This window comes from Butyrivibrio sp. X503 (assembly GCF_003625475.1).
Classification (GTDB): Bacteria; Bacillota; Clostridia; order Lachnospirales; family Lachnospiraceae; genus Butyrivibrio.
Map to the genome: position 1 here is coordinate 105,456 of NZ_RAIQ01000004.1, position 16,013 is coordinate 121,468.

At 43.3% G+C, this 16,013-nt stretch carries 13 protein-coding genes and 1 pseudogene; 8 read left to right on the top strand and 6 right to left on the bottom strand.

All coding sequences use genetic code 11. The features are described 5' to 3' along the window. The first annotated feature begins 38 nt into the window (after window positions 1-38). The gene (locus tag D6853_RS15630; protein ID WP_442861341.1) at window positions 39-116 is read left to right on the top strand and encodes a histidine phosphatase family protein; all 78 of its coding nucleotides are present in this window, start codon (window positions 39-41) and stop codon (window positions 114-116) included. Next, window positions 104-322 (top strand): annotated as a pseudogene (locus D6853_RS15635) (histidine phosphatase family protein); the annotation flags it as partial. The gene D6853_RS15630 and the pseudogene D6853_RS15635, both read left to right, overlap by 13 nt. Here the strand turns inward: D6853_RS15635 and D6853_RS08265 are convergent. Beyond that, window positions 300-923, bottom strand: a complete 624-nt coding sequence (locus D6853_RS08265; RefSeq protein WP_120657539.1) for a class I SAM-dependent methyltransferase — start codon at window positions 921-923, stop codon at window positions 300-302. The pseudogene D6853_RS15635 and the gene D6853_RS08265 overlap by 23 nt on opposite strands. A 158-nt stretch (window positions 924-1,081) precedes the next feature. Next, entirely contained in the window at window positions 1,082-3,172 is a 2,091-nt protein-coding gene (locus tag D6853_RS08270; protein ID WP_120657540.1) for an elongation factor G, read from the bottom strand. A 257-nt stretch (window positions 3,173-3,429) separates the two neighbouring features. Here D6853_RS08270 and D6853_RS08275 point away from each other — a divergent pair, with 257 nt between their 5' ends. Genes D6853_RS08275 through D6853_RS08285 form a run of 3 tightly spaced genes read left to right on the top strand, consistent with a single transcriptional unit; the run spans window position 3,430 to window position 7,048 of the window. Then, on the top strand, window positions 3,430-4,527 hold the full coding sequence (locus D6853_RS08275) for a prephenate dehydrogenase/arogenate dehydrogenase family protein (RefSeq protein WP_120657541.1): 1,098 nt from the start codon (window positions 3,430-3,432) through the stop codon (window positions 4,525-4,527). A gap of 18 nt (window positions 4,528-4,545) precedes the next feature. Further along, the gene (gene aroA / locus D6853_RS08280) at window positions 4,546-5,874 is read left to right on the top strand and encodes a 3-phosphoshikimate 1-carboxyvinyltransferase (RefSeq protein WP_120657542.1); all 1,329 of its coding nucleotides are present in this window, start codon (window positions 4,546-4,548) and stop codon (window positions 5,872-5,874) included. A gap of 55 nt (window positions 5,875-5,929) precedes the next feature. Beyond that, window positions 5,930-7,048: a hypothetical protein gene (locus tag D6853_RS08285; protein ID WP_120657543.1), complete on the top strand. Its 1,119-nt coding sequence runs from the start codon at window positions 5,930-5,932 to the stop codon at window positions 7,046-7,048. Between the two features lie 67 nt (window positions 7,049-7,115). On the opposite strand, the gene D6853_RS08290 is transcribed toward D6853_RS08285, so the two are convergent. Continuing rightward, window positions 7,116-8,300 carry a nucleotide sugar dehydrogenase gene (locus D6853_RS08290; RefSeq protein ID WP_120657544.1) on the bottom strand — a complete coding sequence of 395 codons (1,185 nt, stop codon included), beginning with the start codon at window positions 8,298-8,300 and terminating at the stop codon, window positions 7,116-7,118. A 253-nt stretch (window positions 8,301-8,553) separates the two neighbouring features. Here D6853_RS08290 and D6853_RS08295 point away from each other — a divergent pair, with 253 nt between their 5' ends. Both D6853_RS08295 and D6853_RS08300 read left to right on the top strand, forming a co-directional pair. Beyond that, on the top strand, window positions 8,554-11,886 hold the full coding sequence (locus D6853_RS08295) for a collagen binding domain-containing protein (protein ID WP_120657545.1): 3,333 nt from the start codon (window positions 8,554-8,556) through the stop codon (window positions 11,884-11,886). Next, window positions 11,883-12,506, top strand: coding sequence for a sortase (locus D6853_RS08300; RefSeq protein WP_120657546.1), 624 nt, complete (start codon window positions 11,883-11,885; stop codon window positions 12,504-12,506). The genes D6853_RS08295 and D6853_RS08300 overlap by 4 nt, the downstream gene beginning before the upstream one ends. Here D6853_RS08300 and D6853_RS08305 read toward each other — a convergent pair. After that, a complete protein-coding gene (locus D6853_RS08305) occupies window positions 12,503-13,552 on the bottom strand; it encodes a CPBP family intramembrane glutamic endopeptidase (RefSeq protein WP_120657547.1) in 1,050 nt (349 codons plus the stop codon). The two genes, D6853_RS08300 and D6853_RS08305, sit on opposite strands and share 4 nt — an antisense overlap. A 148-nt stretch (window positions 13,553-13,700) precedes the next feature. Then, a complete protein-coding gene (locus D6853_RS08310; protein ID WP_120657548.1) occupies window positions 13,701-14,051 on the bottom strand; it encodes a PilZ domain-containing protein in 351 nt (116 codons plus the stop codon). Window positions 14,052-14,239: 188 nt separating this feature from the next. On the opposite strand from D6853_RS08310, the gene D6853_RS08315 reads away from it, so the two are divergent. Continuing rightward, the gene (locus tag D6853_RS08315; protein WP_120657549.1) at window positions 14,240-14,728 is read left to right on the top strand and encodes a hypothetical protein; all 489 of its coding nucleotides are present in this window, start codon (window positions 14,240-14,242) and stop codon (window positions 14,726-14,728) included. A 224-nt stretch (window positions 14,729-14,952) separates the two neighbouring features. Here the strand turns inward: D6853_RS08315 and queA are convergent, their stop codons facing one another. After that, on the bottom strand, window positions 14,953-16,008 hold the full coding sequence (queA, locus tag D6853_RS08325; RefSeq protein WP_120657551.1) for a tRNA preQ1(34) S-adenosylmethionine ribosyltransferase-isomerase QueA: 1,056 nt from the start codon (window positions 16,006-16,008) through the stop codon (window positions 14,953-14,955). Window positions 16,009-16,013: the final 5 nt, after the last annotated feature.

Here is a 16,013-nt window from a genome sequence, read left to right on the forward strand (position 1 = left end):
CGTCATCAAATATATATCCATAAAAAGAGAGATCGCAAATGCTATACATCACAAGACACGGTCAGACCGACTGGAATAAAGAAGAAAGACTCCAGGGTCACACCGATATACCATAAAAGAAAGAACTTCTTCCTTTATAGAAGAAGTCCTTATTCCCGATATGAACGCCGGAAAGACTATTCTCGTCGTTGCCCACAGCGCACTCAATTGCGGTCTTATCTCGCAACTTCGCAAAACACCTCTCAAAGATTTCTGGAGCAATCTCCAGCAAAACTGCGAGCTTGAAGCATTCACACACATCACTTCTTCGCAAGAACCGTGATCCAAGGCTTTGAAGCGTGAACGTCTGTCTTTACGGATGAGAAGCCCGCGCTCTTAAGGGCGTCGACGATATCCTCCGCCTTGTGGCATTTCATACCTTCTATCATGCTCTCATAATAAGAAGATGCCTTGTCTGTTCCGTCGGATTCATTGACAATCATGAATGTTCCGCCCGGCTTAAGGACTCTGGCAACATTGCTAAAGCACTTCTCAAGTCCCGGCCAGAAATATATGGTCTCGAAAGCAGTTGCAAGATCGTACTTATCACTTTCAAGGTCAAGTGCTGAAACGTCGCCGTGCCTTACCTCGCATCTGCCTTTTTCTATCATATCCGCATTGTAAGCCTTGGTAGTTGCAACCGAAGTATCGGAATAGTCGATCGCAGTCATCTTGGCGGATGGATACTTCTTCATAAGCGCGCGGGCATTTCTTCCGCCGCCGCATCCAACTTCAAGCATTTCAGAAGGTGCTATTGTCTGAAGATGTGAAAGTCCCCAGTCAGCTACTTTCGCATGTCCCTTATTCATGCCGCTTATCATCATCTTCCCCAAAACGCCCTCGGGTTTACGTGTCTGTACAAAAACCTTTTTAAGTAGTCCCATTTTCATTTCCTCCAAAAGAAGTCATAGCTATAAGTGTAAACATTTCTCAACAAAAACATGTTAGCGCTTGCTAACAATTAATGCAAGCCCTTTTTCCTTTGAAATAAAGAAAGCCGGGAGCTCATTACAAGCTCCCGGCCAAATTATCTTTTTATATATCATTCTTCTGAATTTGCTGCTGCAACCTTTTCTGCTCTTGCCTCTACCTCTTTTGCCTGAACATCCGAAGGAGCCTGCTCATATCTGTTGAACTCGTACTCGAACTCGCCGCTGCCGCCCGTCATTGAACGAAGCTGTGTGCAATATCCGTAGAGCTCCATCTGAGGAACCTCAGCCTCGATGATCTGCTTGCCTGACGGTGCAGGGTTCATTCCGAGCACTCTTCCTCTTCTCTTGTTAAGGTCGCCCATTACGTCGCCTGTATAGCTGTCAGGAACCGTAACCTTAAGAGATACGATGGGCTCGAGAAGAACGGGAGTTGCATCCATGAAGCCCTTCTTGAAGGCATTGGAAGCCGCAACCTTGAACGCCATCTCGGACGAATCAACAGGGTGATAAGATCCGTCATAAAGTGTAGCCTTGACTCCCACAACGGGATAAGCTGCAAGAGGTCCTCTAAGAACGGACTCTGCGATACCCTTCTCAACTGCAGGGAAGAAGTTCTTGGGAACCGCTCCGCCTACAACCTCCTGATCGAAGGTGTATGCAGTTGTCGGATCTCCCGAAGGAGCAAAGCGCATCTTAACGTGTCCGTACTGACCGTGACCACCTGTTTGCTTCTTATATTTGTACTCAACGTCAGAATTCTTTCTGATCGTCTCTCTGAACGCAACCTTAGGCTTGGTAAGATCTATGTTTACCTTATAGATATTCTCAAGCTTACTCTTAACAACATCGAGATGCATGTCACCCATGCCGTACAAAAGAGTCTGCCTGTTCTCTGCGTCGTTGACAACTTTGATCGTCTGATCCTCAGCCGCGATCTTGGCAAGTGACTGTGCGATCTTATCAATATCCTGCTTGTTCTGAGCGTGGTATCTCATAACCGTGTAAGGCTGCGAGATATCCATCTTTGCGTACTGAACGGGAGTCGCCTTGGTTGAAAGCGTATCGCCCGTAGCAACATCAAGCTTTTGAAGTGCGCCGAGATCGCCCGCGTGGAGCTCAGGTACTTCGGTAGTCTTATTTCCCTGAAGGATAAAGAGCTTACCGATCTTAACCTCCATGTCTTTTCCCGCAACGAACATTACGTCATCGGGCTTTAAGATACCGGATCTAACCTTGATAAGTGAATACTTACCGATGAAAGGATCGATCATTGTCTTAAATACAAAAGCTGTCTTGGGTTTGGAGAAATCAAAGTCAGCTTCGAAGATCTCGTTGGTATTGGTATTGATGCCCGCCATCTTACGATTCTCGGGACTTGGCATATACTTAACGATATCGTCCATAAGAGTGTAAATACCCTGACAAAGAGTACTTGAACCCATCTCGATGGGAACGATGCTGCCGTCACATACGTTGGTGCGGACAGCCGCTCTTATCTCCGATTCAGAGAAAGTGTCTCCGTTAAAATATCTGTCCATAAACTCTTCGGATGTCTCTGCAACAGCCTCTAAAAGAGTGTCACGGCAGATCTTCAGGTTGGCCTGGTTGTACTCGGGAACGTCACATTCAACAACTTCCTTACCCTGCCATCTAAAGCCCTTCTCCTGAATAACATTTACGTATCCGACGAACTTCTCGTTCTCACGAATAGGTAAATTGAAAGGCGCGATCTTTTTTCCATACTTATCAGTCATATCCTGTACGACCTGTCTGTATGAAACATCGTCGATATCCATATCCGCTACGAATATCATGCGGGGAATCTTGTACTTCTCGCAAAGCTCCCACGCTTTTTCTGTACCTACCTCTATTCCTGCCTTGCCGGAAACTACGATGATCGCCGCGTCGGCAACGCTGATAGCCTCCTCTACTTCACCGACAAAATCAAAGAAACCGGGAGTATCCAGGACATTGATCTTGTGTCCATCCCATTCCATGGGAATCGTTGATGTGCTGATAGAAATATGTCTCTTCTGCTCTTCCTTATCAAAATCGCTGAGAGTATTTCCATCTTCCACTTTACCGATCCTAGATGTAATACCTGCAAGATAAGCCATTGATTCAGCCAAGCTTGTCTTGCCGGCACCACCGTGCCCAAGCAGTACAACGTTTCTGATCTTGTCTGTTGTGTAAACGTTCATATCTTGTCCTCCAGTCGCTTCATTTTGGGTAATATGTATGAGATATGATACAAGTCCCCCAAAAACTTATAATGATATTTTACTAAAGATACTGTACCAAAACAAGAGTTATAGGTGATTTTGCACAAGCATTGTGCCTGCAATCACAGAGCCCGTATATTTGATTTTCGTACATTAAAGTGTTATAGTGTAATTCACTACGTTTAATAATTATCGCCTTCAAAAAAGGCGCACTTTACATAGGAGATTTTTTTTACATGAACAATGAAACCTACGGCTTTATCGGCCTTGGACTTATAGGCGGCTCGATCGCCCGCGCAATAAAAGAAAAGCAGCCAACATCACGCATCATAGCCTACACTCCTCACAAGGAGACAGTGGATAAGGCATATGAGCAAAAGATTGTAGACCTGCCACTCTACGAAATCGGTCAGGAATTTTCGGAATGCGACTACATCTTCCTTTGCGCACCCGTCGAGTGCAACAACGACAACATCGACAAGCTCCTGCCCTTCCTGGATAAGAAGACGACGCTCACGGATATCGGCAGCGTCAAGACAGGGATCCATGAGAAGATAAAAGAGCTTTCGCTTGAATCCCAGTTCATCGGCGGACACCCGATGGCAGGTACCGAGAGAATCGGCTTTGGCAACTCCAAGTCATCTCTTTTGGAAAACGCTTATTACATCCTCACAACAACAGAGTCTACGGAAAAAGAAAGACTGGATAAATATTATGATCTCGTCAAGATGATCGGCGCGATCCCGCTTGTAGTCGACCACAACAGACACGACTACATCACAGCGGCAATAAGCCACGTTCCGCACGTCATCTCCGCTTCGCTCGTCAACCTGGTAAAAGACAACGATTCGGAAGATCAGCTCATGAAGACCATCGCCGCGGGCGGATTCAAGGACATCACGCGTATCTCCTCATCTTCACCCGTTATGTGGCAACAGATCTGCACTACCAACGCAGACAACATCTCAGAGCTCCTTGGCAAATACATTGATTCATTGTATGAGATCAAGCTTGCCATCGATGAAAAAGAGACTGATAAGATATTCGATTTCTTTTCATCCGCAAGAGAATACAGAGAGTCATTTATTGAGACTTCAAGCGGACCGATCCAGAAAGTACACAGCATCAACGTTGAGATCGACGACCAGCCCGGCTGCCTTGCAAGCGTTGCTCTCCTTCTTTCCGAGAACAGGATCAACATCAAGAACATCGGCATCGTTCACAACAGAGAGTACGAGCGCGGAACGCTTAAGATTGAGCTTCACGACAACGCAAGCATGGAGAAATCCATCGAGATACTCGCAGACAAAGGCTACAACGTTTATAAGAAATAAATCACCTGAGGAAAAAAGATGATATCACTTAGCAAAGCTACATCACCGATAAAAGGCGAAATAACGGTTCCCGGAGATAAATCCATTTCCCACAGAAGCATCATGTTCGGTGCCCTTGCGGAAGGAACCACAACGATCACAGGCTTCCTTGAGAGCGCAGACTGCCTCTCAACAATAGATTGCTTTAAGAAGCTCGGGATCGAGATTGAGAAAAAGAACAATCATATGACCGGAGTTCCGACGATATATGTCCACGGAAAAGGTATAAACGGTCTGACCGCGCCGGATTCACTTCTTTATACCGGCAACAGCGGAACGACCACGAGACTTATTTCCGGAATACTCTCCGCTCAGTCTTTTGACACCGATATCACGGGTGATGCTTCGATAGAAAAGCGTCCGATGAAAAGAGTCATCACACCCTTATCCGAAATGGGCGCCGATATAGTTTCAGTAAAAGACAATGACTGCGCGCCTCTCCATATCACAGGCGGAAAGAAGCTCCACGGAATCACTTACAACAGCCCCGTTGCTTCCGCGCAGGTTAAATCAGCGATAATACTCGCAGGCCTCTACGCAGATTCTGCGACAACAGTTATAGAGCCCGCTCTTTCAAGAAACCACACCGAGATCATGCTTAAGGCTTTCGGCGCGGATATTCACAATGAAATCTATGAAGACGGGAAAGCCGCAGCTATCCTTAATCCCGGACAGCCGCTCAAAGCAATAGACATAAACGTTCCGGGCGACATATCTTCCGCTGCTTTCTTTATCGCGGCAGCACTCATGGTCCCCGGCTCCGAGCTTCTTATCAAAAACGTCGGAGTTAACGAGACAAGAGCCGGCATCATAAATGTATTAAAGCGCATGGGCGCCGATATCACTCTTTTAAACGAAGATGATTCAAGCGAAAAGCGCGCCGACATCCTTGTTAAGTACAGTAAGCTCCATGGCGATGAAAACAATGAATTCGTTATCGGAGGCGCCGACATTCCGACAATGATTGATGAGCTCCCTGTTGTGGCAGTTCTTGCTGCTACAGCCGATTGCACAACGATCATCAAAGACGCTGCTGAGCTCAAGGTAAAAGAATCCAATCGAATCGACTCGGTTGTAGATAACTTAAAGGCGATGGGCTGCGACGTTACGGCAACCGACGACGGAATGATCATCCGCGGCGGAAAGCCTCTTACAGGTGCCGAGATCGATTCTCACAGCGATCACAGACTTGCGATGAGCTTTGCTATCGCGGCCCTCGGCGCAGAAGGCGAAACAATAATTACTGACGATAAATGCGTGGATATCTCATATCCCACATTTTTCAGCGATCTTAGATCGTTATTATAAATTGGGGAATTTATAATCATAAAACGCTTATTAAAGGACAGGAGGATAATTTAAATTGTCAAACACAACCAATAATAAGCGATCGGTAATAATCATATCGATCGCTTTAATTCTTTTTATGCTCGGAGGAGTGATCTCTTTCGTCTCAGGGTATCTTTTTGCCAAGCATGAAATATCACAGGCTATAAATTCAGATTCGAAAGCCACAATAGCTTCGGCTTCCGATTCCTCTTCAACTTCAGAATCCGCTTCGGATGAAGAAACAGAAAACGATAATGCCCCCTATGAAAGTATCAAGATTGAGGCAGAAATGAATAAGTCAGTATCTTTGGATTGGTCAAAGGATATTCGGAAAGAATACTTGATCACATTTGAAGTTAACGAATGTGATGATACATGCGAGCTCTCTCTCCCCGCCCCCGAAGCCTGTAGTATAAGTTACACCTATAATAACCACAGAAAAGGCTTTGGTTTTTTGTTTGATGACGATAGCGAAAACATTCCGGACACGATAACCGGATTCAAAACTTTTGATGTTAACTTCGACGGATTCACCGATCTTCTTTTTACAGGAACGGAAGGTTTAAAAGAAATGTCATGGCTCTTTGTCGGATCTGCATCATACGACGATCCCTATGATGATGACGAGGGCACCGTATTTATGGTTTATCCGCCTCTCACTGATGCAACACAGTATCTTGATAAGGGATTTACCGTAGATGATGTCTGCGATTACTATTCCAAGGGACAGACAAACGGAGAATTCAGTTCTTATCAAGAAGGTTACAAAGCCATCATCGGATATTACGAAACACTATCCGCAGGAACAAACAGATATGATCTTATCAACATTAACGACGATGACATACCTGAACTCCTCATGGATACAGGTGAAGGCGGAAGAAATTTCTCTGTATGCACCTTCAAAAACGGCTATGTACATCAATTTATGGATTGGCGTCATAGTAAGTCCGACTTTGAATATGTTCCCTATATAAATATAATCATGGAAAATTTCGGTCCCGAATATCATATATACAGCATGAAGGATTGCAAACTAAATTCGGGAAACATAGAAGACCTATCCGGTTATAAATCCAATCCATTTAAAACTACCTTCACTTTTTCAGGCGGAAAACCTGCTGATGATTTTATAAAAGAAAATTTGAATTAAACTTGCTTTAAAGAATATAAGGGCCAAAAGCAGAAGCTTTTGACCCTTTGTTTTTACATATTTGTATTTACTCGTTTCCGAAAAGGTCTCTCGTATAGACCTTATCTACCACATCCGAAAGCTCGGGTGTGAGCCTGTTTGCGATTATAAAGTCGCACTCTTTTTTGAACTCATTAAGATCGTTTATGACCTTGGAATTAAAGAAGCTGTCTTCCTTGAGTGTCGGCTCATAAACCACACACTCAATACCTCTTGATTTAATTCTTTTCATAATGCCCTGAATCGCAGACTGTCTGAAGTTATCGGAGCCTGCCTTCATCGTGAGCCTGTACACGCCGACCTTCTTGGGATGAAGAGCCCAGATCCTGTCAGCGATGAAATCTTTTCTCGTTCTGTTCGCGTCAACGATCGCAGTGATAAGGTTGTTCGGAACATCCTCATAGTTGGCAAGAAGCTGCTTGGTATCCTTGGGAAGGCAGTAGCCGCCGTAGCCAAACGAAGGATTGTTGTAGAAATCTCCTATCCTGGGATCAAGGCATACGCCGTCGATTATGTTCTTGGTGTTGAGGCCTCTGACCTCTGCATAAGTATCAAGCTCGTTAAAAAACGAAACCCTAAGAGCCAGATAAGTATTGGCAAAAAGCTTAACCGACTCGGCCTCTGTAGTGTTCATGAACAAAGTCGGAATGTCTTTTTTAAGAGCGCCCTGTTTAAGAAGATCGGTGAAAATGTGCGCCTTCTCTTCCGCTTCCTCGGAATCCGTGTCGTATCCGACGATTATTCTCGAAGGATAGAGATTGTCGTAAAGCGCCTTTCCTTCTCTTAAGAACTCAGGTGAAAAGAGAATGTGATCCGTCTCATATTCATCCATAAGATCCGATGTGTATCCGACAGGAATTGTGGATTTGATTATGATATAAGCATCGGGATTCACTTTCCTTGCCTGTTCGACAACACTTCTTACGGAAGACGTATCAAAGTAGTTAAGTTTCTCATCGTAATTGGTGGGCGTCGAAACAATGATAAATTCGGCGTTTTCATACGCACTTATCGCATCTGTTGTGGCACGAAGTCTAAGCGAATCCTTCTTGAGAAACTCCTCTATCTCTTTATCGACGATGGGCGATTGTCTGTTGTTGATCATATCAACCTTCTCAGGGACAATGTCCACCGCGGTAACATCGTTATATTGTGATAAAAGTACGGAATTGGAAAGTCCTACATATCCCGTACCTACTACTGTTATCCTCATGTTATCACCTCATAATACAGTCAAAATGCATATTGCAGATCATAAATTCAAGACCAAGTGTGCTCTCGCACTACATAATTGTATAAAAAATAAGCACTCTAAGCAAGAACGTCTCGGAAATCAGGTCAAAAAAATACTATATTTTGTGTCCGGTAACCGAATAAACACAAAATAGACACAGATTCTTCACTATTTTAAAATATCTGTTTGTTACATTTAATATGAAATAATTTTTATTATTTTGGAGGCATGTATGAAAAAAACTTTAAAAGCACTCTTAATGTGCCTTTTTCTGTGCATCGGAGTCCTCTCACTCCCTATAGGTGCACATGCTGAAGAAGGCGAGGGGGAAGTCAAAAACATTGTAGAACTTGTCGAGCTCTACAAGGAAGGGGAGCCTTTGGAAAGTGGGGATGTAATCTCCTTAGGCGATCAATTTGAACTAACATACACTCTTTTTCAACCTCTCTATCTAAACTATACGGATGACGAAAAGGATCCTGAAGTAAATCCGGATCACTATATCAAACAAGGTGATAAGATCATCCTCCCTAATTTCCCAAAAATACTGGCAAAATACCCACATGATATAACTATCAGCATCAAAGATCTTGACGAGCCTCTGGGCGTAGTCACTCTTGATGATGAAGGCAACGTACTCCTTGAGATCACAAATGATGAATACTCTGATCTAAACGAGGTAGTGTTCGGAATCTCATGTAAGCTCGACGGTGATAAAGTCGGAGACAAAAAAGAAATCGAGATGCAGCTTCCGGGCTTTGAAACTCCTTTTAAATTCGACATCAAAGAAAATCAGGAGGAGCCTGAACCCGACCCGGGCCCTGTAGATCCTCCGCTCAAAGATAAATATACTCTTAAGAAGAATTTCAAGGATATCCAGAGAACCGATGATAACAAAGATGCGATCATCACCTGGGAAATAACATTAGGCAATAAGGGATATGACTTTGATAACTTTGTTCTGTACGATAAATTCACTATGGATTCAAAGACAGACATGAGTCTCATTTCAGATTCCATAACCGTTTCAAAAGACGGCGAAGATATCACAAGCGATGTCAGCGTAAACACTTCAGCAGGCAATTCACAGTTCCAGAATTTACCGTATGATTTCTCTGTTGATCTCGGAACTCTGTCCGGTGAAAGCACTTATGTAGTAACATATAAGTCTTTACTTAAAAATTATGATACCTATTTACAGCAGAACCACTCTTCCGCTCCCAACAATGAAACATGGTTCGAATATGGTGACGAAGAGCATCATGAATCCATCGATAAGATCAAAGGAAAAGACGGTCTCAACGCTAAACCCGGTATTGTAAAAAATCTTACAAGCTATGATGCCGCAAACCATAAGATTACTTGGACCATTAAAGCTAACACCAGTAAACAGCCTCTCACAGATGTCGAGATCACTGAAGAGATTGGAGCCGGTCAGAAGCTTGTAGAAATCACTAATGCCAAGCTTGACGGTGAACCCTATGATATATCCGACAAGTATGCGGGTGTTCCCGGTAAATTTATTGAAGGAACCGATGAATACAGTGAATACCTTATAACTCTCGGCAATGACATTAAAGAAAAAACATTGGAATTTGATGTAGTCACTGAGCTTTTGGAATCAGAAAAAGAGTTCTATTCAGGAAATAAAGAGCAAAAATACAAAAATAAAGTTGTCATGAACTCCTATGAAATGAAAAACGTAAGTGACGAAATCGAAAAGACATGTAAAAGTGAAGTCCTTACAAAAAGAATCGTAGGAAATTACAACTACGAGACTCATGAGTTCCAGTACGAAATTGTTGCCAACAAAAATAAGATGGCAATGTCCAAGATAAGTGTAAAAGACGGACTTTCAGAAAGCGGTCTTGAACTTATTATTGCGACAGACAAGCCAATCATGATGAACGGCGTGGAAATACCTAAGGGTTCAGATGATAACCCAACAAGACCGTGCTATACATACAATAACGGTCTTCTTACCGTATATCCCGAAAATACTGTTGCCGGCGAAGCCGATTCAATGAAAACAATCACATTCACCGCAAGAGTTAAAGACGAAAAATACCTTGATAACATTACAAGTTCAAGTATCAGCATCGCCAACAATGCATCAATCGAAACCGAGGATTATCCTACAACTACTATTGAGTCAAAAGATGCAAAACGCGAGATCAAGAACTCAATGTTCAATAAAAAGGGCGAAGTTATCAACGATAAGACTCAGGCCGGATATACTATTTATGTCAATGGTTCACAGCAGGAGTTACGCGACGGCTGTAAAGTAAGAGATATTCTCGGAGCAAACCTCGACCTCGAGGAAAGCTCGGTAAAACTGTACGTCGCCAACATCAATCCTGCTACCGGCGATCTTTCCGAAGGTGAAGAAGCAACAGGCTATAAAACAGATGTTAAGACCAATACCAACGGAACAACGCAGTTGGAAGTTACTCTTCCCAAGAATACCGGAAAGACCAGCTATGTACTTAAATATATAGCTACTCCGGATCTTCCTAAGGTTGCAGGCGGCGATTACTCCAACAGTGCTGAACTTTTGGATTCCGGTATAGATGCTGAATTCAAATCAAATATCGATCTTAGCAATGCTAAATTCAGCTCAGGAAGCTCAACCGGTAAAGCATCACTTACAATAACAAAGGCCGATGACGAAGACTCTTCTGTTCTTCTCAAAGGAGCCGTATTCTCGATCATAGATAAGGCTACTCAAGAAGAAGTTGCACAGCTCACAACAGGAGAAAACGGAAGCGGAAAAGTCGGTCTTCCGAAAGGTAAAGAATATATTGTAAAAGAGATTAAAGCTCCCGACGGATATGAGCTCAATGAAGAGCCATATGAATTTAACACAAATAAAGGACGTGTAAATCTTAACTTTACCAACAAGAAAAAGGAACCCGAGCCGGATGTACCGAATCCCGGAAACGACGACGAAAATAAAGACGATAATAAAAACGGAAACAATTCGGGCAGCAACAACTCAGGCAACAACAGTGATAACAAGAACGGCAATAATTCCGACAACGGATCGGGCGGTCCTTCAAACGGTTCGGACAACAATGGCTCAGGCGGATCATCAGACAGCAAGCACCACAGCAGCGATGATCACCACGACAGCGACAACAACGGCGGAAACGACAGCAACTCCGGTTCAAACACAAATAACGCTGCTGCAAACACCAATGCCGCAGCCAACAATAACGCCGCAAATGCCAATGCAAACAACGACAACAAGCCCAAGATCATCGTTAAAGCTCCTTCAGAATATGATGACAAGCTTATAAGCGATGACGAGATCAAGGCCAACGGATACACTGTTGTAGACGGCGCCACACTTGAAGGCGGCGACCCGAACTACGAGTACATACTTGGTCCCAACGGCGAAGTTCTCGGAGTTAGAAGAAAAGCCGCAGCAGGCGCTAAGCTAGCAAAGACAGGCGGATTTGTGGGTACTCTCGTATCCTACATCATAGGAGGCGTTGCAGTAGTTATCGGAACGGTTCTTTTGGTGATAAATCCAAAGAAAGCTCATAATAGGAAAAGAAGATGAAATTGTTTTTAAGAATAATAGGTGCCATCCTTTTGGTATCCGGACTGGCACTTATTATTGCATCAATATCAATAAACGTAATACAGGCGCAGGAAAAAGAAAGCGCACTTGAATCCTTCTACGAAGCTCTTCCAAATACGGAAAACGGCGAAAGCACGGATGACGAGCTTCAGACCGTATCACTTGAAGACAGCGACGGAAACACTCTTTTGAATTCAAGCGAGATCATCTACGTGGTAAGGATTCCCAAGATAGACTCCAAGGAGCCGGTAAAAGAGGGTACGAATAAAAGCGCCCTCTCCGCTTCCCTCGGACACGAGCCCGGAACCGCTTCTCCCGGAGAAATCGGGAACTGCGTTATCGCAGGGCACCGCAATTATAACTTTGGTAAATACTTCAACAGACTTGATGAAGTTGAGGTTGGTGATGAGATCTTTGTAGATACAAGGGATGACACCTATGAATACAAGGTGACCGAGATCAAGGTCGTTAATCCCGAAGATGTCGAGATCTTAGATCCGACCGATGACGAGCAGCTAACCCTTTATACATGCACTCCTATTTATATAGCTACTCACAGACTTGTTGTAATCGCAAAAAGAACTGAGGAGAACGCTTAAGCGTTCTCCTCAGTCTTTTTTTGGTTAAATATAGGTGCAAGGATGAATACAATCAGCACAAGGAAGCTGATAAGATGAACCGGCACCTGAGAAAGTGTTACCGTCTGATCCTTGATTGCGTCTGCGTTGCCACCCGAAAATACCACTATGTAATTGTTGTTTATGAAATGCATTAAGGCTATGGCCCATATATTCTTCGTCTTCATAAATACATATCCAAAGAATATTCCAAGTCCGATACATGTAATGACCTGCATGAGCAAATACACAGGGCCAGATGTAGTTGTATAGAACATAAAATCAAGGCCGAAATGCCACAATCCCCATACAACACCAAGTATCAATACGCCGAGTCTAAGTCCGAACTTATTCTGAAGAATAGGCTGTAAATAATATCTCCATCCATACTCTTCTCCCCAGAACGCCAAAAAACTAAGCGGAAAAATTAACAGTATGGAAAGAGCGCTGATATAAGTCTGTGGATTGGTAAGTGCACCGATCACTTCCTGAAGATCACCGGCTGCGTCAGGTGATACAAACTTACCAAGGTATGCCGAGATCAACAATCTTACTATAAATAAAACCACAAACAAAAATACCAAAAGGGCACTCATACCTATTTTGTTTCTGGAAAGGCCCACATTTTTTCTTTTTTCCTTACCACATGCCCAAAAAAGGATATAAGCTATAAGGCTTCCTGCCATTAACACATACTGGCTGTACAAATCTATATTTGTAACAGATCCGGCCTGTGTCTCGATCGTAGTAACCGGTACGATCAATGAAGCAATAGACATTCCTATCATAGCAAGCGCTGTGATAAGCACTACTATAAACCCAGCCTTGGGAATCTTTTTCTCCTTATCTCCAAAAAGAAGAAATCCAAGTATAACTCCGCATGCAGGGAACATCATCTGTGCATTGGGAAATACCGAAAGATCTTTACCGGCTCTAAGCCCAAAGAACATGATTAAATACATAAAAAATGTCACGCCATAGGCTACGGCAATAAAAGTTGTCAGTCGTTTCTTAAAAGTATTATCCATTTCAGTGCCTCCAATAGTCGTTTTTTTCACACCTTTCTAGCTTACCATAATGATTATCCTTATTCAAATGAAGCGACCTAAGAAGGGCGTAAAAAAGGCTTTCCCGGGCATCAGTGCATGGGAAAGCCTCATAAACACTCATATTAAATTATTCTTCCAGCTCGGAAAGCGCATCCTCTACGGTTCCGTAGACTCCGATGTGCATCTTGACATCCTCGGGCATACCGATGAACATGCCGCCATAGCAGTAAGTATCGCCCTCTTTCCATGCACGGACAATCTGGATGAAGACATGCACTGTTTCTTTGGTCCACAGCGTAAGATTCGTCTCATAATTGGCGCCGATCATAAGCTGCTTATCGGTTGTAAAGCCGATACCTTCGGTAGATGCATCGATAATCTCAATCTCCACGGTATCTGACTTGGGACCGCTCGTAATTTCTTTTATAACAATATCTCCCGAAAGCTCCAGGCGCTTATTCTTTCTTCTGTCTTCCATAACAAATCTCCAATAATACAATCAATCTTACACGACTTATTATACACCATGCAGCATGATATATGTGATTTTTTTATTTGAGAAACACGGCCTTTTCTTTTTAACATAAACTTTTCACAACCTACAGCAAGCTATACCTGTATAATAAATCATGGCATTATATACTAACATTTATAGGAGACGCTTATATGAAAACTAAATTTTTACCGCTTGCCTTAGCAGCATTTATGGCACTCGCAATGTTTGGGAATACGACTTATGCAAGCGAAAACAGGAAAGAAAAAGACAGCCCTAATATGGAGACCTATTATATCGGCGGATTAAAAAAAGGAAATCTGATGATGTGGGATATAACTTCTCAGTGTTCAAATACCTTTTCCGTTACTATCAAAGACGATGATCAAACATATGTCGAAATCAATAAAAATAATTATGTAAAAGAGCTGAATCTATTATCACATGAGGCTGCCATTTATGAGGGCGGCAGCAATTTGCGTATTGAGGTAGTATTTGATAATGAGAATGTTCAAATAAAAACATCCAACGCATCAGGCTCTATCAGAAACGAAAAAGGCAAGTCAATCGGATGCATATATAATTACAGTTTGGAGGACGGTAATGACAGAGATTATAATGATGCTGTCATCTCTCTAACCTCTTGGAAAAAGAACGGATAAAAAACGGGGCTGTTGAACTATAATCATGATCTGTGATCTGATTTAAGCAACAGCCCATTTTACTTCTGCTTCATTTATCGTCCCTTCTGTAGTTTCTATATCCATCTTTGTTTTTCTTGCTTTTTTCACAGATAGAAGCATATGAAAAGGTGGATTTATCTGGAAAATGATAAATCCACCGTCATATAGAGTTAAGAGTCGCTCGAAGCTCTTTGCTTCCGGGTTCACAGATCCGTTATAAAGCACGCATCGCCAAAAGAAAAGAATCTGTATCTTTCTTTGATTGCTTCCTCGTATGCGGCGAGGATGTTCTCGCGGCCGGCGAGTGCGGCAACAAGCATTACAAGCGTTGACTCAGGCAAATGGAAGTTCGTGATAAGCTGATCCAAAACCTTAAACTTATAGCCGGGATAGATAAAGATCGAAGTGTCGCCACTACACTCCCGAAGCCTTCCGTTTTCATCGGCAGCGCTCTCTATTGTTCTGCAGCTGGTTGTTCCGACGCAGATAACCTTATGGCCTGTCTCTTTTGCCTTATTGATCTTATCGGCGGCTTCTTGCGTCACCTGGTACCATTCGGTGTGCATATGGTGCTCTTTGACGTTTTCTACCTTGACGGGTCTGAAAGTACCAAGACCGACATGAAGGGTCACAAAAGCCATCTCAACGCCTTTTTCGCGTATCTTTTGAAGGAGCTCATCCGTAAAGTGAAGCCCTGCGGTAGGAGCTGCAGCGGAGCCCTCAAACTTAGCATATACCGTCTGATACATGTTCTTATCTTGGAGCTTGTGCGTGATATAAGGAGGAAGCGGCATTTCGCCGAGCCTGTCGAGGACCTCTTCCCAGATACCGTCGTAGTAGAATTTCACAAGTCTGTTTCCTTCCTCAACGATATCGAGGATCTCAGCCTTTAAGATTCCTCCGCCAAAAGAAACCCTGGCACCGGGACGAAGTTTTTTGCCCGGTTTGACCAAAGTCTCCCATATATCATTCTCTTTTCTCTTTAAAAGAAGTATCTCAACAGCTGCGCCCGTTCCCTCTTTTTCACCAAGGAGCCTTGCGGGGATAACCTTGGTGTTGTTAAGGACAAGGCAGTCACCGGGATTAAGATAGTTAATGATCTCACTGAAGATGTGATGCTCTGTCTTACCCGTCTTCTTATCGATAACAAGGAGCTTACACTCATCTCTCTTTTGAAGAGGATCCTGAGCGATAAGCTCCTGTGGAAGATCGAAATAATAGTCAGCTGTTGATAAACCAAGTTCAGCTCTATTACTCATAAAAT